This is a genomic window from Microcoleus sp. B3-D7, from assembly GCF_036705305.1.
In the GTDB taxonomy this organism is placed as follows: Bacteria; Cyanobacteriota; Cyanobacteriia; order Cyanobacteriales; family Microcoleaceae; genus Microcoleus.
The window spans coordinates 117,631-140,670 of the sequence record NZ_JAUBUE010000009.1; the positions used below are offsets into that span (position 1 = coordinate 117,631).

The 23,040-nt window shown below is 46.9% G+C and carries 16 protein-coding genes; 10 read left to right on the forward strand and 6 right to left on the reverse strand.

Annotated features, from left to right (window positions below; all coding sequences use genetic code 11):
• Window positions 1-6 precede the first annotated feature (6 nt).
• Window positions 7-282 (reverse strand): LapA family protein, encoded by a 276-nt coding sequence (locus QUB25_RS09530; protein ID WP_333182974.1) that lies wholly within the window; start codon window positions 280-282, stop codon window positions 7-9.
• A 368-nt stretch (window positions 283-650) separates the two neighbouring features.
• Window positions 651-2,084, reverse strand: coding sequence for a phosphoglucomutase/phosphomannomutase family protein (locus QUB25_RS09535; protein ID WP_333182976.1), 1,434 nt, complete (start codon window positions 2,082-2,084; stop codon window positions 651-653).
• Window positions 2,085-2,969: 885 nt separating this feature from the next.
• On the opposite strand from QUB25_RS09535, the gene QUB25_RS09540 reads away from it, so the two are divergent.
• Window positions 2,970-4,064 (forward strand): hypothetical protein, encoded by a 1,095-nt coding sequence (locus QUB25_RS09540; RefSeq protein ID WP_333182978.1) that lies wholly within the window; start codon window positions 2,970-2,972, stop codon window positions 4,062-4,064.
• A 54-nt stretch (window positions 4,065-4,118) separates the two neighbouring features.
• Here the strand turns inward: QUB25_RS09540 and QUB25_RS09545 are convergent, their stop codons facing one another.
• From QUB25_RS09545 to nagA, 3 genes are all read right to left on the reverse strand, one after another.
• Complete coding sequence (locus tag QUB25_RS09545) at window positions 4,119-4,511, reverse strand: DUF423 domain-containing protein (RefSeq protein WP_333182980.1); 393 nt, start codon at window positions 4,509-4,511, stop codon at window positions 4,119-4,121.
• 215 nt (window positions 4,512-4,726) lie between these two features.
• Window positions 4,727-5,413, reverse strand: coding sequence for a magnesium protoporphyrin IX methyltransferase (gene bchM, locus QUB25_RS09550; RefSeq protein WP_333060764.1), 687 nt, complete (start codon window positions 5,411-5,413; stop codon window positions 4,727-4,729).
• 208 nt (window positions 5,414-5,621) lie between these two features.
• The gene (gene nagA / locus QUB25_RS09555; protein WP_333182982.1) at window positions 5,622-6,851 is read right to left on the reverse strand and encodes an N-acetylglucosamine-6-phosphate deacetylase; all 1,230 of its coding nucleotides are present in this window, start codon (window positions 6,849-6,851) and stop codon (window positions 5,622-5,624) included.
• Window positions 6,852-7,086: 235 nt separating this feature from the next.
• On the opposite strand from nagA, the gene purE reads away from it, so the two are divergent.
• Together purE and QUB25_RS09565 are read left to right on the forward strand one after the other, a co-directional pair.
• Window positions 7,087-7,608 (forward strand): 5-(carboxyamino)imidazole ribonucleotide mutase, encoded by a 522-nt coding sequence (gene purE, locus QUB25_RS09560; RefSeq protein WP_333182984.1) that lies wholly within the window; start codon window positions 7,087-7,089, stop codon window positions 7,606-7,608.
• An 83-nt stretch (window positions 7,609-7,691) separates the two neighbouring features.
• A complete protein-coding gene (locus QUB25_RS09565; protein ID WP_333182986.1) occupies window positions 7,692-9,293 on the forward strand; it encodes an ammonium transporter in 1,602 nt (533 codons plus the stop codon).
• A gap of 422 nt (window positions 9,294-9,715) precedes the next feature.
• Here QUB25_RS09565 and QUB25_RS09570 read toward each other — a convergent pair whose 3' ends face one another.
• On the reverse strand, window positions 9,716-10,318 hold the full coding sequence (locus QUB25_RS09570) for an IS607 family transposase (protein ID WP_333182988.1): 603 nt from the start codon (window positions 10,316-10,318) through the stop codon (window positions 9,716-9,718).
• A 282-nt stretch (window positions 10,319-10,600) separates the two neighbouring features.
• Here QUB25_RS09570 and QUB25_RS09575 point away from each other — a divergent pair, with 282 nt between their 5' ends.
• From QUB25_RS09575 to QUB25_RS09605, 7 genes are all read left to right on the forward strand, one after another.
• Complete coding sequence (locus QUB25_RS09575; RefSeq protein ID WP_333182989.1) at window positions 10,601-11,518, forward strand: SGNH/GDSL hydrolase family protein; 918 nt, start codon at window positions 10,601-10,603, stop codon at window positions 11,516-11,518.
• A 442-nt stretch (window positions 11,519-11,960) separates the two neighbouring features.
• Window positions 11,961-13,394, forward strand: coding sequence for an ammonium transporter (locus tag QUB25_RS09580; protein ID WP_333182991.1), 1,434 nt, complete (start codon window positions 11,961-11,963; stop codon window positions 13,392-13,394).
• Between the two features lie 237 nt (window positions 13,395-13,631).
• Window positions 13,632-14,837, forward strand: a complete 1,206-nt coding sequence (locus QUB25_RS09585; RefSeq protein ID WP_333182992.1) for a 4-hydroxy-3-methylbut-2-enyl diphosphate reductase — start codon at window positions 13,632-13,634, stop codon at window positions 14,835-14,837.
• Window positions 14,838-15,548: 711 nt separating this feature from the next.
• Complete coding sequence (locus QUB25_RS09590; RefSeq protein WP_333182994.1) at window positions 15,549-17,507, forward strand: CHASE3 domain-containing protein; 1,959 nt, start codon at window positions 15,549-15,551, stop codon at window positions 17,505-17,507.
• Window positions 17,470-17,931, forward strand: a complete 462-nt coding sequence (locus tag QUB25_RS09595; RefSeq protein WP_333182996.1) for a response regulator — start codon at window positions 17,470-17,472, stop codon at window positions 17,929-17,931. Before QUB25_RS09590 ends, QUB25_RS09595 begins: the two co-directional genes overlap by 38 nt.
• Window positions 17,932-18,111: 180 nt before the next feature.
• Window positions 18,112-19,587 (forward strand): ATP-binding protein, encoded by a 1,476-nt coding sequence (locus tag QUB25_RS09600; protein ID WP_333182998.1) that lies wholly within the window; start codon window positions 18,112-18,114, stop codon window positions 19,585-19,587.
• A 423-nt stretch (window positions 19,588-20,010) separates the two neighbouring features.
• Window positions 20,011-22,929 carry a PAS domain-containing protein gene (locus QUB25_RS09605; protein ID WP_333182999.1) on the forward strand — a complete coding sequence of 973 codons (2,919 nt, stop codon included), beginning with the start codon at window positions 20,011-20,013 and terminating at the stop codon, window positions 22,927-22,929.
• Window positions 22,930-23,040: the final 111 nt, after the last annotated feature.

A 23,040-nucleotide genomic window follows, 5' to 3' on the forward strand; every position in this document is an offset into this window, starting at 1 on the left:
ATCTATTTAATATTGTACGGTGTCGGATTCTTCTGGATTTGCCTGAAATTTAGGCCGTGAGTTTTGGGAATCTGAAAGGTTCCACAGCGGTTGCAGTAGCGCACCTCCGATCAGTCCTGCACTCAGACTCATTGCCAATACTACTCCTACTGGCACTTGTATCGATTGAAAAAAGATAAAGTTTAAGGATACTGGGGCGGCGTTTTGCACTGAGATAATGCCGATCGCGCTTACTAAAATTGCTACTAAAAAACTAATGGCGAGCAGAGGAATTGTTTTCATAAACCGGTTGACAGGCTAATAATTTAACTTGTATATTTGTTTTATAATTGAAATATATGTGAAATTTTTATTTTTGCAAACACCCCATTATATAACAATATACAATAAGATTAGGGGAAAAGTCAAGTAGAGACGGAAAAAATAGAGAATTTTTTAAATTAATTAAAAATTAAACTAACATAAATAAATTTACACTTCCCAAACTTAAACAAATCCAAGTGTATTGCAAATATATAACTTGCCCAGCAGTATCGATGATTAATGTTCAGAGGCTTTGCCAGAGTTATCAAAAATACGTAAGGTGCACCGAAGCGCACCTCACAATCCCAAGCGCTAGGGGAAAAACCCCCGTTGGAATAGGTAGAAATTTAAACAGGTTCTAACTGGGAAATTACCTTTTCCATGTGTTGGGCAACTTGGCTTTCTTTTTCCACAGAATTGGTTTCCATGTAAACGCGCATCAAGGGTTCGGTTCCCGAAGGCCGCAGCAGTACCCAGCCACCGTCTTCAAGATAAAGTTTAATCCCGTCTTTGCGGCCGATTTCCTTAACGCCGATACCTGCTATTTCTGTGGGGGGATTCTTGGTAAAAGATTCCAAAACGGCTGCTTTGTGGGCTTCTTCTAGGTGCAAGTCCAAACGTTTGTTGTACAGGGGGCCGTCGGCTTCTTTAATGGCTTCTTCGACTAACTGAGAAAGCGGTTTGCCTTCATAGGCGATCGCCTCAGCAACTAGCATATCAGCCAAAATCCCGTCTTTTTCGGGAATGTGACCCAAAACGCTCAAACCGCCAGATTCTTCGCCACCGATGAGTACCGCAGTTTCCCGCATTTTTTCGCCGATGTATTTAAAACCGACTGCGGTTTCGTAGATTGTTAAACCGTACTTGGCGGCCAAATTGTCCAGCAAGTGGGTAGTTGCGACTGTACGGACGATCGCCCCAGTCAATCCTTTATTCTTAACCAAGTGACGCGCCAGCAGCAACAGTACAGTATTTGGAGTCAAGACATTTCCCAACTCGTCAACAATACCAAAGCGATCGCTGTCGCCATCGGTAGCTAAACCCAAATCCGCCGAATCCTTCTTAACAGCTTCCACCAACTCAACTAACTGTTCCCCCTTGGGTTCGGGCATTCCGCCCCCAAACAGCACGTCGCGGTAGGTATGAAAACTTTCGACATCGCAGCCGCAGTGTTCCAAAACGCCGTCGAGATAGCCGCGAGAAGTCGAGTAGAGAGCGTCGTACTTCACCTTCAACTTAGCAGAGCGAATCCGCTCCACATCGATCAAAGTATAAAGAAACTTCAGATATTCGGGTTTCGGGTCAAAACTGGAGATTTTATCGTTGTGGCTGCCTTTGGCTGGGGCATCAGAAGCACCCGCAATATTTGCCACAATTGTATCAGTAATTTCCGGGGTTGCCGGGCCCGCGTAGTCGGGGATGTATTTGATGCCACAGTAAGGTGCGGGATTGTGCGAAGCCGTGAACATCAGGGCTCCTGCAGAGTTGAGATGCTTGGCGCTGTAAGCGATGACTGGTGTGGGGCAATCTCGATCGACCACTTTCACCGTCCATCCCAAATCTGCCAATACTTCAGCCGCCGTGTGGGCGAACTCGTCTGCCAGAAAGCGGGTATCGTAGGAGACTAGGACTGGGCGGTCTTTTGGGTAAGCGGTTTCTAGGTAACTGGCGATCGCCCGGGTGACTTTTCGCACGTTGGCAAAAGTAAAGTCATGGGCAATCAGTCCTCGCCACCCATCGGTTCCGAACTTAATTTCAGTTGAATTGCTGCTAGCGCTCATTTTATCCACTTCCTCTCGTCCTACTAATCCTACCCGAAGCCATAGCCTTAAAGACGTACTGGCCGTGCTGTTTGTGAGGATCGATCGCCCGTGGGGCCCGCATCAACGTCATCCTATCGTTGTAGAGACAGGCTTCGGGCTCCGGAAGAGGACTCGAAAAACTCACCGTTGCCAAAATGTGGGAGCGATCGCGCTACTCAGTCGCTAATTCCGATTTTGAAGGTTAGTTGGCCGATCAAATGGACGACTATTAATTGCGGGCGATTCCCTACGGGATAGCTTCGCTTCACCGGGAAGCTAGAAAACCGATCGCAAAAAAACGCCCCTGGCAATGCTATTAACTAAATGCACATAAATCAGATTTTCATCTCAAATTTAATTTTTTATTTAGAAAAGCCGATCGTTAAATTTGTTATGGTTTCCTAACAATTCCCAGACTAAAAATACATTTCTAATTCAGCTATAGAAATAAATTAACCAAAGTCACCCCTAGATCGTGCTGTAGCCTAGCTTCTTAAAGAGATTAGGGCGCTCACCCAAAGCCCTCCAAAACAAAGATAAGGTATTTCAAGCTGCAGTTTTTTTTAAGCAGGCTTAACTTTAATTCTCAGCTTTTAAGACAAATTAAATTTATTTCCAGCCTTCTTTATACGTCAAAAAAAGAGATTAGGGTCGCGATCACAGAGTAATGGTGATCGATCTCACAATAAATAATGTTATTAACGTGCAGCTTATAAAAGATGCAAGCAGTCGAGCCAAATGGCTTATAGCTTTAAGCGTAATGGCTGATGACTGTTAGCGTACAAATGCAGAAAATTGTAGTTAACAACTTTAAAAATTAGGGGAATAGATCGGGTGCGACTTAATAAAAAAACGAGGTTTATCATGACGGGTATTTCACAAATATCTTCAAAATCTTTACCAGCACCAGACCAACTTCAACAGGGCGCAAGCCAGGCGTCCCAAGGTATTACCGGACCGGACACTGACCAACTCCCAAAAGCTAGAGGTGTCAGCGTTTCTTCCTTCGCAGTTAGCTGGGCAAAAAAATATTACAGTACAGTGGCGGCACGAGAGAAGCAAGCGCCACGCCAAATTCTCCCAAGCCTCGATTTAATTAATTTTGAGGCAAATAGAGCCCCAATAGTTGACAAATTGACAGATACCCTGAAATTAGCCAGCGAGATAGCTTGGAGTAGAGTAGAAGCTCTTTTAGGAAAACAAATAGAGCGGCACGCGATCGATAAGAGCTTAATTAATCCTTTAGAAATTTCCGCCGACACTCGCACCTTATATCAGAAAGCAATAGACGCTTATGCGGATAGAGAACCTGTTTTCCGGTTGTCAGTGCTGGTGGGAAAAGATATTATCAAAGTGAGGCGAAAATACTCAGATACAGATCCGTTAGTGCTGGGATTTGTGACAATGGAGTTTCAATACACTAGCAAAATCTTGTTAGGATGTCTTTCGGACTCAGAGCGAGCGGAATTTGCGCCCTACTTAAAAGTTGTAGACGACTACCTGCACATTCCCTACGGAGAGATTAATGAGGCTGCGGCGAATCAGCCCCCGAATTCAAGAGCTGTATTAGCCGTTCAGCATTTGTTGCAGCACACGACTCAGATTGCTAATGCAGTGTACGATCGAGCTAGTGCCCAGCATCAAGGATACCGCAGCAGCAGCGGGTATTTGAGCGATCGCGAGATAAAAATTTCTGGTATCCGGGATGTCGAGATTTTTCAAAGCTATTTGTGCTGGTGCGTTTTGGAAGGTAGCATTCACCCGGTACAGCAAGAATTGTTTCCAATTTGCGTGATGTTGTACCCGAAACTTCATGTAAGTTGGGAGTTAGTGCAGGATATGCTGCTGATTTTATTTTGGGAAATATGCGAGCGGCTTCCTGCTGAAGATTTAACGGTATTTGTACCTTACTTGCGTACTCTGACTGAGATGTTTTCCAGCGATGTTTTTGAAAATTAGATAATTGGGAATTGGGAATTGGGAATTGGGAATTGCCTCAAATTTTCCAATTGCCTATTTAAAACTAAAAGCTGCGACTGCCAAACATCCCCAACCAACAATAAAAGCAACTCCCCCCAGTGGCGTAATTGCACCCAACCATTTGATGTCGCTCAAACTCAGGGCGTACAAACTGCCTGAAAAGATGATTGTACCCGCAATAAAAGCCCATCCAGCCACTGCAAAAAAGGTTTGAGACTCTTGGGTGCGGCTCAAGAGTAAAGCGACGAGTAATAAAGCCAGGGCATGGTACATTTGATATCGGGCGCCAGTCTCAAAAATGGTTAAAGCTCGATCGCTCAATTGATTTTTCAAAGCGTGGGAGGCGAAAGCACCGCCTGCAACGGATAAACCTCCGAATACGGCTGCCGCTGCTATAAAAATGCGAATTAAAATTAGCGTTGACATAATATTTATTGAATTGGGAAGAAGGAAGAAGGAGGAGGTAAAAACATCTAATTGTTGATATCAAATGTGCGCGGTGCGTGCCTTACTTGTCATTGCGAGCCTCCGCGAAGCAATCGCATAGTAGAGATGTTCACTGGCCTCACTCTGGGAAGGGAAGGTGCGCGGGGCGCACCCTAGGCTGATGATAAATTAGCTTTTTTGCAGATATTTTTAACCTATTTTCGCACAGCTTCCAGCAAGCGAGAATAGTAAAAGCTAGTGCTAGTCATCGCTGTTCTGTTAATAACAAAACCATTGCTTTCTAAGATTTTGATAATATCAGCTTCGCGGTGCTGGTAAGCCCGAGTAGTTTTGCTCGGGCCGGGGAAAAGTTCACCAATTTTTTTGAGGGCGGTGAGTGCTAAAGTTTTGGGTGCAAAACTAAGAATTAGTCGCGATTCGGCGATCGAACTCAGGTGAGCGATCATTTCTGCCGCCTTATTTTGAGGATAGTGGATGAGGACATCCAAACAAATCACTGTGTGGAATTTGCCGGTTAAAGCTTCCAAATCTTGGGCGGCGAAGGAGATGTTGTAGAGCTTGCCGGGAACTGCTGTCGATCGATCGTAAGCTTCTGCTACCATCTTTTCCGAGATATCGCTAGCGCAAACAATTGCCCCAGCGTCAGCCAGAGGAATGCTCAGAGAGCCTACACCGCAACCGGCATCGCAGACACAAAGCCCGGGCAAATTGCCGTCAGCTTGCAGCCATTCGATGACTGTATCCACTGTTTTCTGGTGGCCGGTGCGGATGTCTAGCTGAACTTTATTGACTTTGCCCTCACCGTAAATTCGCTGCCAGCGATCGAATCCCGTCGAGTTAAAATACTGTCTAACAATAGTCTTGTCGTCTACCAAATTCATCGATCTGCCTGCTGCTGAGTTATTGCCAACGGTTAGATATTATATAGCAATCCGGTTCGGAAAATGTGCAACTTGCAACAACAGATTTTATATTGGCGATTTTAGATTTTCGATGAAAACGGCACATCTAAAATCTAAAATCTATCGGGTAATACCAGTTCGCCGCTTCCCACTTTTTCAATTCTTTAATCTAAAATGGTATAACAGGCTAAAAGAGTCGATGCCAAGTCAATTCCTTTGTCGCGGCATTTAAATTCCAGCGCAACAATTGAGTTGCCGATTTGCCAATAATTCCCGAAATTCCGATCGCCCTTCTCGGAGATTCAGTTGCCAGGGCGATCGCACTTTCGGCATCGCAAATCCCCCACTCCACTAAATTCTGCACTCCCGCCAACAGCGGCAGAGTTGTACCCGCCAAAGTAGCATATTCCAGGGGCGAGTGGTAATCTAATCTTACCCAAGCCGTACCTTTTCTGACTTCTATTTGTCGGGAATCCCAAGGATAAACACCGTCAGGCAAACCCAAAGGAGCCAAAGCATCGCTCACTAAAAAAACGCCTTTTTCATACCTACCAGCGCGTAGCAAAAAATCAATCATTGTCGGAGCAACGTGTTTCCCGTCAGCAATTAAACCGCATTTTACGCCCGGATAAACAATCGCCGCTCCCAATAAACCCGGTTCTCTGTGGTGCAAACTCGGCATCGCGTTAAAAGCGTGAGTTACCATTGAAGCTCCCCGCTCAAATGCTTGCTGTGCTTGCTCTGCCGTCGCTTGGGAGTGTCCGAGACTGACGGAAATTCCCAGACTTTGCAAATAGGAAATGACTTCGCCAGAGCTGTCTAACTCCGGCGCTAAAGTAATTATTTTGACAATATCGGCACAATCTCCTAAAACTTGCTTGACATTTTCTATAGTGAGCGGTAATAAAAACTCAACTGGGTGAGCTCCTCGCTTTTGGGGGTTGAGAAAAGGGCCTTCGAGGTGAACACCGATAATTTCCGCTGTTTTGGGCTTAATTGTTGCCGGAGCAGCGGTTTGTACAGTTCGGATATAATCGGCTATAGTCGAGAGCGATCGCCTAAACTTATCCAGCGAAGTTGTCACCAAAGTCGGCAAAAAAGCATCGACTCCCTGATTCCACAAAAATTGACAAATTTTCGGCAAAATTTCAATATGCTTGCTTTCTAAATCGGGAAAAGCAAAACCGAGGGCGCCGTTAATCTGCAAGTCAACACCGCCTAGAGAAAGCCAATCGCCTCCTACATCAAGCACGTGCAAATGGGGAGGACAAATCCGTTTAAATACGGCGTCCATCGGCCAAACTTCCTGAATGATGCCCGTTTCGTCAATAGCAAGCATCTGCAAATCCTTGCAACCGGGGAGGCGAACATTGAGAATATCTGTGGGGGAGGCAGTTGGGGTTGTGGCTTCAGTCATCCGATTTTAGATTTTAGATTTTAGATTTTAGATTTAATATTCGCTACGGATAAATCCGGTGGCTGGCGATGAGGAGGGGGAGCTTTTTGCTTTTTGCTGGCTCCAGGGCTGCTCAGACGGGGGCTTGTGGCAAAATTGCTTTTAAGGGTCAGTTTTGGTACAAAATATCTAAATTTGAGTTAACGCAATCATTATAAAATTAGCACTTATCTGAAATCTAAAATCTGAAAATTTTATGAATCAAGCGACAGTTGGAATTATCATGGGTAGCGATTCGGATTTGCCAACCATGAAAGATGCGATCGCAGTTTGCGAAGAATTCAGTGTTGCTTGCTCCGTGGCGATCGTCTCGGCGCACCGCACCCCCGATCGCATGGTGGAATACGCCCAAACCGCGCACCAACAAGGCTTGAAAGTCATTATCGCAGGAGCCGGGGGTGCGGCCCATCTCCCGGGTATGGTAGCATCTTTAACGCCCTTGCCAGTAATTGGCGTGCCTGTACCGAGCCACCACCTGCAAGGCCTAGATTCGCTGTACTCGATCGTGCAAATGCCAGCGGGGATACCCGTAGCAACAGTGGGGATCGGCAACGCTAAGAATGCTGGCTTGCTGGCAGTTCAGATACTGGCAGCTCATCAGCCGGAATTGCTAGAGCGAGTCTTGCATTACCGCAAAAATTTGTCCGAATCTGTACTGAAAAAACAAAATCAATTAGAAGAGCTAGGCTATCATAACTATCTCAATCTCAACAAATAATCCATAAACTTTTGTAGTAAGATTGGAAAGTTTTCCGAATATTGCTGAGCTTACTAGCCGTAAAGAGGGTAAAAGTGATTAAAATGACTGTCGGAAAGAAAAAGTCGAAACAAGTCAGGTGGGATGCTTTAAAGTTGCCAGCAGCTAATTTTTTGACCAAAGTTAACAGGTTCAAGAAATTACAAAGGGCGATCGCCCGCCTCACTCCCAGTTGGCAAGCCTGCATACCTTTAGCTGCAATCATCGTCTTGGTATGGGGATATGCGGCGGTAGCCCAAACAGCTCCCGCGCCAACCACCGAGGAACAATTAGCCAGCCTTAAGGTGGGCATGGATACCATGTGGGTCATGGTGGCGGCAATGCTAGTGTTCTTTATGAACGCGGGTTTCTGTATGTTGGAAACCGGTTTTTGCCGTCAGAAAAATGCGGTTAACGTGTTGTCCAAAAACTTGATTGTTTTTGCGCTTTCTACGATCGCATATTGGGCGATCGGCTTTGCCTTAATGTTCAGCGACGGCAACGGTTTTATCGGCACCAGCGGCGGATTTTTTCTGTGGAATGTAGCCGATAACAGTCCCGCCACAGGAGAGGCTTATCAAGGCATTTTCGACTCGCTTAACTGGACGGGAGTACCCCTCAACGCTAAATTCTTTTTCCAATTAGTTTTTGCGGGAACTGCTGCCACGATCGTTTCGGGAGCAGTTGCAGAGCGAGTGAAATTCATTGACTTCTTAATTTTCAGCTTGCTGCTAGTAGGCATTGCTTACCCGATTACCGGACACTGGATTTGGGGCGGCGGCTGGCTGGCAAAAGCAGGCTTCTGGGATTTTGCCGGTTCGACAGTGATTCACTCGGTAGGCGGTTGGGCTGCTTTGATGGGAGCGGCATTTTTAGGGCCGCGGATCGGCAAATACCGCGACGGCGATACTGTGGCGATGCCGGGACACAATATGAGCATTGCCACCCTGGGCTGTTTGATTTTGTGGTTGGGTTGGTTCGGGTTCAATCCCGGTTCGACAATGGCAGTCGATCCAAATGCGATCGCCCATATTGCGCTCACCACCAACACTGCGGGTGCCTTCGGCGGAGTTGCTGCAACCGTTACGGCTTGGCTGTACCTGGGCAAACCCGACCTTTCGATGATTATCAACGGCATCCTCGCAGGCTTAGTCGGGGTAACAGCGAGCTGCGCTTGGGTCAACATCCCCAACTCTGCCATAATCGGCACGATCGCCGGTATCCTGGTAGTTTTCGCAGTAACTTTCTTCGACAATTTGAAAATTGATGACCCTGTAGGCGCAACTTCAGTTCACTTAGTCTGCGGCATCTGGGGAACTCTGGCAGTGGGCTTGTTTGCTGACGGCCCTACAACTGGACTTTATACCGCAGGCCCGGCAGCCGGATTGCTGGTGGGCGGAGGTTTCGGTCAACTCTGGGCGCAGTTGGTCGGCATTATCTCTGTAGGTGGGATGACCGTGCTGCTGAGTACGATTTTTTGGGCCGCACTCAAAGCTTTGCTGGGTATCCGCGTTTCTGCTTTAGAGGAGGCTGAAGGTTTGGATATCGGCGAACACGGGATGGAAGCTTACACCGGGTTTGTTAAGGAAACGACCTTGGACAACAGAAGTGAGACCAGCTACGGCGGTTATGGTGGGGGTTCTGGAGGCAAGACTACCAAAAGGTAGAGCGTGCGAAGAGATCGACCAATTCAGCTTTCGTGTCCTACATTAGCTATTTATCAGCTAATTCACGCCTTTATTCAGAAAAACCACAATCTGAAATAGCTGCTAACTCATCGCTGTCTATCGTTGTGCTCGCGTTTCAATCTTCGATGCGAACGCGGGCATATTTTTATTTTTAGTTGACCTTTAATGGCTGACATATGGCGTTGCACAATTTGATGATGATTATTGTGGGGTGTCCCGCCTGCTGTGAAAATACACGCCTTCGGAATCAGGGGCCCATCCCACAAAAAAAATCAAAATCATGCCGCTATTATGCAACGCCTTACATATAGTAGTTTCCGATTGCATGAGAGGTGCGCCGCTAATTGGTAATGGGGAATTGAAAATCTGTAACTAACGAACTTTGCAAGCTGGTGTATTGATTAGAGTTTACCGGCAATTGCTTTAAGTTCTTCAACGACGCGCTTGTTTTTGGGATTCCTGCTGCCATCTAGGCGGGCGGAGACAACAGTGATTATTTCTAGTATATCTTTAGCTAAATCCTCGTCACAGCTAGCATTTTCGGTTTGATTTACAATCACTACCTCTGTCCCAAAGTGTTCGCACAAATTAAAAATTAGTTCAGAACCAAATCTCAGCAGTCTGTCTTTGTGAGTTAATACCAGCCTTTCTACTTGATTGTCTGCGATCGCCCGAATTAAATGTTGTAAACCCTGCTTACTGTAATTAACCCCAGAACCCACATCATCAATGATTTGGAATTGCCAGCCGTGAGATGCACAAAACAATTCCAAAACTTGTTTTTGTCTGTCTAAATCATCTTTTTGGTCGTGGCTGCTAACCCGAGCGTAAGCTATGGTTAAAGCGCCGTTGGGTTTTAAGCCGAGAAGATGAGCTAGGTCATACCGTCTGTGACCGTTAGCCGTGCGTTCCGGTATTAGCTTGCCTTCGGCTTCCCACCTGCGTAAGGTGGAAGCGCTCACACCTTTAATTTTGGCTGCTTCAGTTATAGTTAATTTTTTCATTTTTGGATTTTAGCATCAGAACTGAGTAAGTTCGATCACTTTTAGATATATTTTTGGAGAGTGCTGCCACTGTGACAAATCCGATTGCGGTGCAAGAAAGTTTGGTAGGCAGATTTTTTATGGTAAAGTAGTGCGAAAAAGCAAAGTTCTGCATCGCCGCCCTTGCCCAACACAGCACAGTGCTTGATTATTACAAGAATTGAGGCTTTAATTGAGCGGTAAAATTTGATGCAGCAATGAATGCAAATTATTCGGTGTGAAGCCTGCAAATAGCTTGAGTTTATGGAGAAGTTTGGAGGAGGTAGCAGAAGTAGAACTCATAAATCCCTCTTAGGGATGGAAGTTAGCCGATCGAAAGGTGTTCCGGTTTGGGCTTTGCTATCTTTGGTGACGAACGGGGTACTGATATTCACAGTTGCTCAACTACTGCTGCGGGGACACAACTTGACAGAAAGCTTCCAGGCGAATGATGCGGTGAAGGCAGAAGCGGCTGAGGAACAAATTGGCCAACCAGTGATCTCTACAAAGGCAGTGCTAGACGTGCCTGTTGCCGGACCGCGACATAAATGGACTTACCAGCAGTGGGTGACGCAGTTGGGTCGCGAAGCTGAGGCGGCGGCGGCGAATCGACCCTCAAGGCTGAGTGTTTTGGCTGGGGATTCTCTAAGTATGTGGTTTCCGACCAAACTGTTACCAGTCGATCGAATTTGGCTGAATCAAGGGATTTCCGGGGAGACTTCGGTGGGTTTGCTGAAGCGGTTGCAGTTGTTCGATCGAACTGCGCCGGATACGGTGTTTGTGATGATTGGGATTAACGATTTGTTGCGGGGAACCAGCGACGAAGGGATTTTGGACAACCAGCGGCAGATTATTCGCGATTTGCGGTGGGCTCACCCCAAAGCACAAGTGGTTGTGCAGTCGATTTTGCCCCACAGCGGGGAACAAGCTACTTGGGAAAATCGCGATCGGCTGTTGGCGATTCCTAACAGTCGGATTAGGGCAATAAATCGACGGCTGAAAGAAATTGCTAGTTCGGAAAATGTTTTGTATCTGGATTTGTACCCGCTGTTTGCGGATGCTGACGGGAATTTGCCAACTGAACTCAGCACAGACGGCTTGCACCTTAACGATCAAGGTTATCTGGTTTGGCGATCGGCCCTGCAACTGTTCGATCAGATTCAGTTGAAAAATGAGTCATGAGTCATCCGTTTTAAAGATAAAGGATAAAGTAACATTCTCCCTAACTCTCCTCCTCTCCTCCTCCCCCTCTCCCCAACTCAAAAGTCTTGCCATCTCCTCAACTCCCCCTCCCCGACTACTCTGTTGTCACGGGCTATGTCAAGTATCCACTGATAGATTAAGAAATATGATACTTAGCTATTTAGTATAGGGTGATACAGAATAACTGTTGGTACAAATGGTGCAATCCAAAAGGCATAGACCATTGGATTGAGGGTTGACGAATTTAGATGAGTCCGGCTATACGAAGTCGGCGGGTTGAGGATTGGGGAATTATCTATTGAAGATTTGTTCCGCTAAAACAGGGACTTAAAACCAAATAACTATTGCATCTAAAATCCTCGCATCTAAAATCGGCTCGGTCTTCCCTGAAAATTGCTGAGTATGAGAAGGTACAACTAACGTGATCAAAAAAAGTTTAACGATCGGCTTCATCGCGCTGTGGCTGTTAAGCGTACCGCTGACGGACAATGCCTTAGCTCAAGATGCTGCTGGTACTGCTGCTGCAGTGGTGCCGAATCCGATCGACACCGGCGATACGGCCTGGATGTTGGTCTCCTCAGCACTGGTATTGCTGATGACACCGGGACTGGCATTTTTTTACGGGGGACTGGTGCGATCGCGCAACGTCCTCAACACCATGATGATGAGCTTAGTCATGATGGGAGTTATCGGCGTCACCTGGACGCTGTGGGGCTACAGTTTGGCCTTTGACGTTTCCACTCCAGCGTCCGAAGGCTTTGGTCAAGGGATCGAAAGCTTCATCGGCGGCTTCGACTGGATGTTCTTGAACAAGGTCACAGCGGACACACCAGATCCGATCGGCTACGCACCGACAATACCCCACCAAGTCTTCATGGTTTATCAGATGATGTTCGCCATCATCACTCCAGCCTTGATTTCCGGGGCGATCGTCGAACGGGTAACATTTAAAACCTATTTCTGGTTCGTGCTGCTGTGGTCTACCTTCATCTACTCTCCTTTAGCCCACTGGGTTTGGGGTAGAGGCTGGCTGCAGGCGATCGGATCTCTGGACTTTGCTGGCGGCACAGTGGTACACATCAGTTCCGGTGTTTCTGCGGTTGTCGCAGCTTGGATGATCGGGCCCCGCAAAGACCACTTGAACAAGCCCCACACCCCTCACAACGTACCCTATGTCTTGCTGGGAATAGGGATGCTGTGGTTCGGCTGGTTTGGCTTCAACGGCGGTAGCGCTTTGGGAGCTGGTTCTTTAGCAACAGTGGCTTTTGTCACCACGATGATTTCTGCAGCAGCCGGAGGTTTAACTTGGACAATTGTGGAATGGGTGCTCAGAGGCAAACCGACAGCAGTGGGAATTGCTAGCGGTTTCCTCGCGGGATTGGTGGGAATCACACCTGCGGCTGGATTCGTGCTTCCAGTGGGGGCGCTTTTGATCGGATCGATCACTTCGGTTTGCTGCTTCTTTGCCGTTAGTTTCCGGGCTAAGCTGGGATTTGACGACTCTTTGGATACCTTCCCGATTCACGGCGTCGGCGGAACTATAGGCGCGATTCTGACTGGCGTGTTTGCGACTAAAGCTGTTAATGCTGCCGGAAATGACGGGCTGTTTGCGGGGAATCCGGGGCTAATCGTGACCCAGTTTATAGGCGTTGTAGTTACTTACGTGTTTGCGGCTGTGGGCACTTTTGCGATCCTGAAAATTTTGGGGCAGTTTATGGAACTGCGAGTGCCGTCATCTGCTGAAGACCAAGGTTTGGATATCGGCGAGCACGGGGAAGAAGCTTACGGTGAGGATTTTGCCGGCGGTTTCAGTTCGTTTGAATCGAGTTCTCCTTTTGCACCGAAGAAGGTTTGAAGCTGATTTTCTGAATAAGTTCGATCGTGTAGAGACTCAGCTATCTGGGTCTCTACGCTTTTTTTTGAGTTTTTTTAACGAACCGCGAAGGCACGTTCATTCTTTCTTGGCTCTCAATTAAAGGTGTCGATCGTATAAATAGCATATCCCCTCTCCGCTACTGAACCCATAATCGCGATCGCACCCCAGGCATTCTAAAATCAAAGGTAATTAACCTAGATTTCAACTCGATACCGCATGGATACTAAAGCTTTTAAACGATCGCTCCAACAGTCTGAAAACTACCACCGCAAGGGTTTCGGACACGAAGCTGAGGTAGCTGGGGTAATGCAGACGGCTTATCAAAGCAGTCTGATCCAGCAAATTCGCGACAATAATTACAGGCTAGAACGCGGCGCAGTTACGATCCGGCTGGCTGAGGCTTTTGGCTTTTGCTGGGGGGTGGAACGCGCTGTGGCTATTGCTTACGAGACTCGCCAACATTTCCCCTCAGAACGGATTTGGATTACTAATGAGATTATTCACAATCCGTCTGTAAATCAGCATTTGCGGGATATGGAAGTTGGTTTTATTTCTGTTGAGAAGGGACAGAAGGATTTTTCGGTTGTCGATAGGGGCGATGTGGTAATTTTACCAGCTTTTGGAGCAAGCGTCCAAGAAATGCAGTTGCTTAATGATAAGGGCTGCAAGATTGTTGATACTACTTGTCCTTGGGTTTCTAAGGTTTGGAATACTGTTGAAAAACACAAAAAGAGGAATTATACTTCGATTATTCACGGTCAATACAAGCATGAGGAAACTGTTGCTACGAGTTCTTTTGCTGATAAGTATTTGATTGTATTGAATTTCCAGGAAGCTGAATATGTCAGCAATTATATCTTGCATGGGGGCGACCGCGATGAATTTCTTGCTAAATTTAGCAAGGCTTGTTCTGCTGGTTTTGACCCTGATGTGGATTTGGAAAGTGTTGGTATTGCCAACCAAACTACTATGCTCAAAACTGAGACAGAGAACATTGGCAAGTTATTTGAAAAAACGATGATGCGGAAGTTTGGGCCTGAAAATTTGAACGACCATTTTCAGAGTTTTAATACTATCTGCGATGCGACTCAGGAACGCCAAGATGCTATGTTGAGTTTGGTTGAGGAAAAGTTGGATTTGATGCTGGTGATTGGGGGTTTTAATTCTTCTAATACTACGCATTTGCAGGAAATTGCGATCGACAAAACTGTTCCTTCTTATCACATTGATTGTGCGGAGCGCATCTTACCCGGAAATCGGATCGAACACAAGCCTTTGGGGGCAGATTTGATCGTAACTGAAGGTTGGCTACCGGATGGTAAAATTGTAGTCGGCGTGACTTCGGGTGCTTCTACGCCTGATAAGGTTGTTGAAGATGCGATCGATCGCATTTTCGCGATGAAAGCGGCTGCTGTTGTGTAATTATATTGTTTCGGTACTGCACTCGGAATTATCATTTTCTCAGTGCAGGGCGAGTGTCTCTTTGCGAGTGCGATCGAGACGCTCGCAAAAAGATATAATTCCGATGTTAAACTAATTTGAACCCATTAATTCTTCCCAATTACCCCATCGCATTTCTGATACTATTCACCCGCGTCATCGCCTGTGTGAATTTCTCCCTGCCTCCCAAAGATTATTTATTAAATAAAATATTAAAAATTCGCCTTTTTTTTGTGGTAAAAAGCTTGACTTGGCTAGTTTGATCAGGTATTATTTAATAATGGAAATATTAGCTAAATTTAAAATTATGTCGCTACTCCCATTATCTAAAATATACCCCAAGAATCAACTGGAGTCAATAGGTAAAAACTCTTTTCTTTGCGCCACAATTTGAAACTGCCCAAGGAACACGAACGATACAAAACTCGATACAAAAAAGGCGAATTAAGCTTTGCAGGCTATCTTAGATTGTCTGGTGTCTCGCTGCACCAGGAAACGCAAGAGAGCGATTTATTGAATCTCCGACTAAAGAGGGATGCGAGGAGGAGTGAGGCTAAACTAGACACAAGATCGATCGCACATTTGAGCCTTAAATTTATAGGCTTTAGTCGCCGTTTCTGACCGCGCGAAAAATTTGGGTATTCTTAATCCAGCTACAATAAAAAAAAGCAGGACTCCCACGCCGACTATTTCATGAAACAATCGCTGACTCCCCAAATCACCGCAGGTATCGGAATGGTAGTGGCGCTGCTAATTTTCAATGCGGCAACTTCCTACCGCAACACTCTCAAGTTAATCGAAAACGAACGGTGGGTGAGTCACACTCACCAAGTTTTAACCGAACTCGAAGCTACGCTTTCCACGTTAAAAGATGCTGAAACCGGACAGCGCGGTTATTTGCTGACGGGAGAAGAACGGTATTTAGAACCCTATGACAGCGCGATCGCCCGGATCAACGAGCAAGTAGTCGGATTGCAGCAGCTAACGGCTGACAATAAGCGGCAGCAACAGCGCGTTCGCGATTTGAAAATTGCGATCGACTCTAAATTAGCCGACCTTGAAACAACCCTCAATGTGCGACGCAAACAAAACTTAGCAGCAGCCGTGCGGCAAATAAAAACCAATAGGGGAAAGCAAATCATGGGGGACATTCGGCAGCAGATAGCCGCCATGACAGCCGAAGAAACTCAGCTATTGCAGCAGCGCGCCCGAGAATCTAAAAAAAGCGCTAATTTGACAATCCTGAGTTTTACCGTTGCGAGTTTAGTAAATTTCCTGTTGATGGTGTTGGTTTACTATTTGGTGAAGCGCGATCGAACTTTGCGCGACAAGGCCGAAATCAAGCAAAATCAACTGTTAGAACAGCTAGAGCACGATCGCCACTCTCTACAATTAAGCGAAGAACGTTTCCGCCGCGCCATTATCGAGGCACCGCTGCCAATTATGCTGCACGCTGAAAACGGAGAAGTTTTGCAAATTAACTGCGCTTGGACAGAACTCTCAGGCTACGAACACTCAGAAATTCCCACAATTGAAGATTGGACAGAAAAAGCTTACCATACCCGCCAATCGCTAGTGCAAGCAGATATTGATCGGCTGCACAAATTAAACGCCCGCATCTCTGAAGGCGAATATATGATTGCCACAGCCAGTGGCGAAAGTCGAATTTGGGACTTTTATTCGGCACCTTTAGGCCAGCTTTGCGACGGCAGAAGTTTAGTAATTAGTACCGCCATTGACGTAACTGCGCGCAAACAAGCAGAAGCGGAAATTCGGATGCTCAACGCTACCTTAGAACGGCGAGTAGAACTCCGCACCAATCAACTTCAAGCAGCTAACGAAGAATTAGAAGCTTTCGCCTATACCGTAGCCCACGATTTGCGTGCCCCCCTGCGGGGAATGCAAGGATTGGCTGAAGCTTTATTAGAAGATTACCGTGACCTCCTCGACGAACTCGGTCAAGAATACGCCCAGCAAATTGTTAATTCTGGCCAACAACTAGAAGAATTAATCCAAGATTTGCTAGCTTACAGCCGCCTGAGCCGCACAGATTTATCGCTGCAAGTTTTAGACTTAGAATCAGTTGTGGCCGAGGCAATTGCTATGGTAAAAGCTGACGCTAAATCCAGGCACGCTCAAATCAGTGTTCGATCGCCCTTGCCTGCGGTAATTGCCCACCGCGTTACTTTAGTTCAAGTAATAGCCAATCTGCTCACCAATGCTATAAAATTTGTGGAAGGCGCACCACCCCAAGTGCAGATATGGGCCCAGGAAATTGAGCAGCCTCAAGAGGGAGAGACAGACAGCGATGCAGCGGGAGAATTGGAAAGGGGAACTGTGGGACAGTGGGAACATTCCCAGTTACTTATGGTCAGCCCTCTATTGCCAGTCCCCATAATCCGTCTGTGGGTAGAAGACAATGGTATCGGTATTGCTCTAGAACATCAAAAACGCATTTTTCGGGTTTTTGAACGGCTGCACGGTATCGAATCTTACCCCGGAACTGGTATAGGATTAGCTATTGTAAAAAAAGGACTCGATCGCATGGGCGGTCAAGTTGGAGTGGAATCTCAAGTAGGACAAGGCAGTCGATTTTGGATACAACTGAGGAAGCATGACCCAAAAGCAGACGATTTTGCTGGTAGAAGATAACCCCGTTGATATTCTATTGATGCAGCGGGCATTTCGCAATGAGACTTTTGCTAATACTTCGCTGCAAATTGTCCGAGATGGAGATGCAGCGGTTTTTTATTTAAATGGGGACGGAGAATACAGCGATCGCGATCGCTATCCTTTACCTGCGATAATTTTACTGGATTTGAAATTGCCCAGGCGATCCGGTCACGAAGTTCTGGTTTGGCTGAGGCAGCAGCCGGAACTAAAACGCTTGCCCGTCGTTATGCTTACTTCTTCTAGGCAAACACCTGATGTCAAGCGAGCTTACGATTTAGGGGTAAATTCTTATTTGGTTAAACCAGTCGGGTTTGCTTCTTTATTAGAAATGATGCAGAGTTTTAACGACTATTGGCTCAACTATACCGAACTGCCGGAACCTAGAGAATTTTCTGGTTTGTAGTAGCGGTTTCCCGGTTTTTCTTCCTCGTTTCTTCGTTACCAGGCTATTTCTGGTAACGAGTGAATTAAGTTTATAGTCAGGAAGCCAGTTTTCTATCATCTTAAAGGGGCAACCTCCAACATTTTTATTAGGAGTGATTGATTGGCACTCTAGCTAACGGCCCAATTATAAATTGTTAAAGTGGTACACATTCTGGTAATTGACGACAACCCAACGGATAGGCTGCTCGTCAAACGCGAGTTAGATCGGCAATTCTCGCAAGTGCAAATAACAGAAATTTCCGACGATACATTATTGGGGGAAGCACTGAATCGAGGCGGATTCCATCTGGTAATTACCGATTACCAACTACGCTGGACCAACGGTATAGATGTGCTTAAAACTATCAAAGCCCGTTATCCAGAATGCCCGATTGTAATGTTTACGAATACTGGCAACGAAGAAATTGCTGTAGAGGCGATGAAATCCGGATTGGACGACTACATTATCAAGTCGCCGAAGCACTATGTCCGCCTTTGCGTTGCGGTTCGCGGCGTACTCGATAGAGTTGCCGCCTGGGAACGAGTCGCCCGACTAGAAAATCAACTTAATTCTCTGCTAGAACGCTTAAATGTCGGAGTTTTTCGAGCGACTTCCGAGGGGAAGCTCTTGGAAAGCAATCAAGCTTTTTTGCGCTTGTTTGATGCCAGCAATTTAGCCGATGTCCAAGGGATTTATTTGCAGCAATTATTTTTGCAACCGGTAGATTCCGGGGAGTCTCGGTGTCAAAATCTGGAAATTACATTTCCTTTGGCAGACGGTCGAGTAAAATGGATTCGGTTTAATCAATATGTGTACAGCGCAGAAGGTGAAAGTACGATCGACGGATTGGTGGAAGATATTACGGAACTTAAGCAAGCTGAACTTGCTTTGCGCGAATTTAATGAAACTTTGGAAGAGCGGGTGAGAGAGCGTACTGCTGAATTAGAAGAAGTTAATGCACAGCTCGAATCGTTTACCTATTCAGTTTCTCACGACTTGCGCGCTCCTCTGCGGGGAATTTCGTTTTTTGCTGAAATGTTGCTTAAAGAGAAAGCCAGCGAGTTGGAGGCTACCGCACAGGATTACTTGTATCGGATTAATGACGCTGCAAGTCTGATGAATACTTTAATCGAAAATTTGCTAGAGTACAGCCGCCTCAGCAAAGCTAACTTGCCGCTAAAAGCAGTGTCTCTTAATTTAATTGTGGCTGGCTCGATCGCGCAACTAGAGGCGGAAATTGCCCAAAAACAAGCTCGGATAACGGTTGTTGAACCGCTACCTACTGTATTAGCCCATCCTGCTACGCTGCTGCAAGTCTTGGCTAACTTGCTCTCCAATGCTATTAAGTTCGTGCAGCCTGGGATAGAGCCACAGGTGCGAGTTTATGCAGAAGCTGAGGAGGAATATATCTGTCTTTGGGTAGAAGACAACGGCATTGGTATTGCAGAAAAATTTCAAGAGAGAATTTTTGGGTTGTTCGATCGCCTGCACGGTCAAGAAGTGTATCCAGGGACGGGAATTGGGCTGGCGATCGCTCGCAAAGGAGTCGATCGGATGGGGGGTGCGATCGGGCTGAAATCGACTTTGGGAATCGGTACCCGCTTCTGGGTAAAATTACGCAAGTGCGAGAGTTGAGGAAGCAAGTTCGGCAACGCGCAGTGAATCGGGATTTAAAAAAGATGAGGTTCTACGCAAGAGAGTTTTAACAGCAATATTCTGCTGTAGCTGACAGAATCAATCAACGCGCTTCTTCACACCAGCACACAGAATAAACAAGTAGTATAGTGAGAGTTAACGGAGATATTGCACCGTTCCCGGCTGAGCAGGCTTTCCGATCAGTTCTACAACCACTTAATTAATTTGCTTGTGGGCGATGCTCCTAAAATGCTGGTTGAGTATATTACAGGCTGTAAAATATAATATAAATACAAGTAACTACCATAAACTTATTGGCAAGTCTAATTAACCAGCCAAGTGCATATTTAAATTGTCGAGATTGCTTAATAACATATTGTTAAATTTAATAATGTATGCGCCAATACAAAAACTAAAAGCCCAATGGTGTCTATTCTGTTAATCGACGACAACCCAAACGATCGCCTGATGATCGATCGAGAACTGAGGAAAAGTTTTTCCGATTTAGAAATTAAATCGGTTATTGATATCCAAACTCTCGAACAAGTCCTGGCAGTCGGGGGTTTTGATATAGTAATTACCGACTACCAACTGCACTGGAGCGACGGATTAACTATTCTCCACAAAGTTCACAGCCGCTACCCAAATTGTCCGGTAATTATGTGTACTGACAGCGGCAGCGAACAAGTGGCAGTCGAAGCTATGAAAGCCGGCTTAAGTGATTACGTGTTCAAAGGGCGGTACTTAAAGCGGCTGGCGGGGGCCGTGGGCGAAAGCTTGAAAAAACAGCAGTTGCGCGAGAACTACGCGAAAACGTCGGCGCAGTTGGCAATTTCGGAGCAAAGGCTGAGGTTGGCGATCGAAGCCTCGAAAATGGGAACTTGGGATTGGAATGTATTAACTGGCGAGGTCGTTTGGTCGGAGGGACACGAACTGTTATTCGGGTTGGAAAAAGGCAGTTTTCCGGGAACTTACGAAGCATTTTTTGCCTGCATTCACCCGGATGACCAGGCCTCGATCGCCAACGCTGTTGCCTTTGCTTTAGAAAACAAAACAGAATACAAGTACGAATTTAGAGTTTTTTGGCCAGACGGCAGCTTGCACTGGATCGCGGGTAGGGGCAAGTTTTTTGATGATGATACAGGTAAATCGGTGCGCTCGATCGGCGTGGTTTGGGATATTACGGATCGCAAATTATCGGAAGCGAGGGTGCAAGAAAGCGAGGAAAATTTGCGCTTTGCCCTAGAAGCAGCTAACACGATCGCTTTTACCTGGGATGTGGTATCGGGGGAAGTCCGCCGTTCGTCCAATGCCGAAACGCAAATGGGTTTGGGGCCAGACAGCACCTATGGTACTTTTGAGCAAAAAAAGAATGCGGTGCATCCAGAAGACCGAGAAAGGTTTTTGGCAGATGTGGAGGCCGCATTCAGGGGCACGGGAGTTTACGAGTCGGAGTACCGCAAAGTGCGACCCGACGGCTCAGTGATTTGGCTTCACGACAAAGGGCGAGTGGTTTTTGACGCATCCGGCACACCCCTTCGGCTGTCCGGCGTGGCGATCGACATTACGGATCGCAAACAGTTAGAATACGACCGCTCGCGGGCGTTGGCCCGCGAGCGGTCGTATTTGCACCGCCTGCAAAAGTTAACCTCCGCGTCAGTTGCTATCAACTCCACGCTGTCGGTGGCAGAAATACTTCAGTTAGCTGCCGATAGCGCCCGCCAAATTCTGGAAGTCCACCAGGTAGCGGTCAACCTCAACCCTGCCGCCAACTGGGATGCGGGAATTAGCAAGTTTTCGATGTCAGAAAAATACGCCGCGTGGCAAGATTACTGCGAAGAGCCAGACGGTACGGGCATTTACCAACAAGTTTGGCAGCACCAACAGGCGATGCGAATGACTCAAAGCGAGTTAGAGGCTCACCCGGCCTGGCGGGGGTTCGGCAAGGCTGCGGGGAAGCACCCGCCGATGCGGGGCTGGCTGGCTGTACCGCTGACGACTCGGGACGGCAGAAATCTGGGACTGATTCAGTTGTCGGACAAGTATGAGGGGGAGTTTGCCGAAGATGATGAAACTATTTTAATGCAGTTGGCTCAGGCGGTGTCGGGGGCGATCGACAATGCCCGACTTTACGAGGAATCTCAGCAGGCAAATCGCATGAAAGATGAGTTTTTGGCAACTCTTTCTCACGAGCTGCGCTCGCCCTTAAACGCGATTTTGGGCTGGGCGCAACTGCTCCAGCAACGCAGTTTGAGTCCGGCTGCTACGGGGCGGGCTTTAGAAACGATCGAGCGAAATGCTAAATTGCAAACTCAATTGATTGATGATTTGTTGGATATTTCGCGAATTATTCGCGGCAAGTTGACTTTGAATCCTTGTGCGGTAAATTTGATTTCCCTGGTGGAAGGAGCGCTGAATACGGTGCGGTTGGCTGCCGATGCTAAGTCGATCGATTTGCGGTTGGCTATTGGAGATTTGGGCTTAGAGACTGCTGAATTTTCCAAACTTGGCAAGATTTCTGGCAATCCTGAATCTCAGTTAAATCCGAGATTTTGGGTATCGGGAGACCCTGGCCGCTTGCAGCAAGTAATTTGGAATTTGCTGACGAATGCGATTAAGTTTACGCCGCGCGGGGGGCGAGTTGAAATCCGGCTTTCGAGAGTTGATTCGGAGGTTGAGCTGGCTGTTACCGACACTGGAATTGGGGTTGCACCGAATTTTTTGCCTTACGTGTTTGACTCTTTCCGCCAAGCGGATGCAACGATTACTCGGAATTATAGCGGTTTGGGGCTGGGCCTGGCGATCGTGCGGCAGTTGGTGGAACTCCACGGCGGCACGGTTTGGGCCCAGAGTCCGGGGCTGAATATGGGATCGACTTTTACTTTCCGCCTCCCTGCGGTACAGGTAAATTCGAGCCCAGACGAGGAAGCGGAGGTTTGGGCTGGCGCTGGTAATTTACTGGGAGTTAAGATTTTGCTGGTTGATGACGAGGTTGATTCGCGGGAATTTATGAGGTTCGTCTTGGCAGATTCCGGGGCCACAGTCATGGTTGCATCGTCTGCTGCTGAGGCGTTTGAGGTGGCTTCGCAGTTTAGCCCGGATGTTTTGGTCAGCGATATCGGAATGCCGGAGGAAGACGGCTATTCGCTGGTAAGAAGGCTGCGTTCTTTGAACACGCAGACAGGGAAATTTTGGGCGATTGCTCTGACGGCTTATGCTAGGGATGAAGACCGCGATCGTGCTTTTGCTGCGGGTTTTGACCGACATCTGTCTAAACCTGTGCAACCGGATGTCTTGGTAGAGACTATAGTCCTGTTGAAGCAGCAAGGGCTAACAACCTAAAAAATTATCTTAATAATTGGGAATTGGTAATTGGAAATTGGTAAATTGGAAGTGGGAATTGTGTTTTTAGTGACGACTTTAATCCTAGTAAAACTCGCTCGTACTTGCCTT

Excerpts from the sequence above, each read along its gene's own strand:
- QUB25_RS09575 (WP_333182989.1), top strand. The coding sequence starts at position 10,601 with ATGGAGAAGTTTGGAGGAGGTAGCAGAAGTAGAACTCATAAATCCCTC.
- QUB25_RS09540 (WP_333182978.1), top strand. The coding sequence starts at position 2,970 with ATGACGGGTATTTCACAAATATCTTCAAAATCTTTACCAGCACCAGAC.
- QUB25_RS09530 (WP_333182974.1), bottom strand. The coding sequence starts at position 282 with ATGAAAACAATTCCTCTGCTCGCCATTAGTTTTTTAGTAGCAATTTTA.
- QUB25_RS09535 (WP_333182976.1), bottom strand. The coding sequence starts at position 2,084 with ATGAGCGCTAGCAGCAATTCAACTGAAATTAAGTTCGGAACCGATGGG.
- QUB25_RS09605 (WP_333182999.1), top strand. The coding sequence starts at position 20,011 with ATGGTGTCTATTCTGTTAATCGACGACAACCCAAACGATCGCCTGATG.
- QUB25_RS09585 (WP_333182992.1), top strand. The coding sequence starts at position 13,632 with ATGGATACTAAAGCTTTTAAACGATCGCTCCAACAGTCTGAAAACTAC.
- QUB25_RS09595 (WP_333182996.1), top strand. The coding sequence starts at position 17,470 with ATGACCCAAAAGCAGACGATTTTGCTGGTAGAAGATAACCCCGTTGAT.
- bchM (WP_333060764.1), bottom strand. The coding sequence starts at position 5,413 with ATGAATTTGGTAGACGACAAGACTATTGTTAGACAGTATTTTAACTCG.
- purE (WP_333182984.1), top strand. The coding sequence starts at position 7,087 with ATGAATCAAGCGACAGTTGGAATTATCATGGGTAGCGATTCGGATTTG.
- nagA (WP_333182982.1), bottom strand. The coding sequence starts at position 6,851 with ATGACTGAAGCCACAACCCCAACTGCCTCCCCCACAGATATTCTCAAT.
- QUB25_RS09570 (WP_333182988.1), bottom strand. The coding sequence starts at position 10,318 with ATGAAAAAATTAACTATAACTGAAGCAGCCAAAATTAAAGGTGTGAGC.
- QUB25_RS09565 (WP_333182986.1), top strand. The coding sequence starts at position 7,692 with ATGACTGTCGGAAAGAAAAAGTCGAAACAAGTCAGGTGGGATGCTTTA.
- QUB25_RS09545 (WP_333182980.1), bottom strand. The coding sequence starts at position 4,511 with ATGTCAACGCTAATTTTAATTCGCATTTTTATAGCAGCGGCAGCCGTA.
- QUB25_RS09590 (WP_333182994.1), top strand. The coding sequence starts at position 15,549 with ATGAAACAATCGCTGACTCCCCAAATCACCGCAGGTATCGGAATGGTA.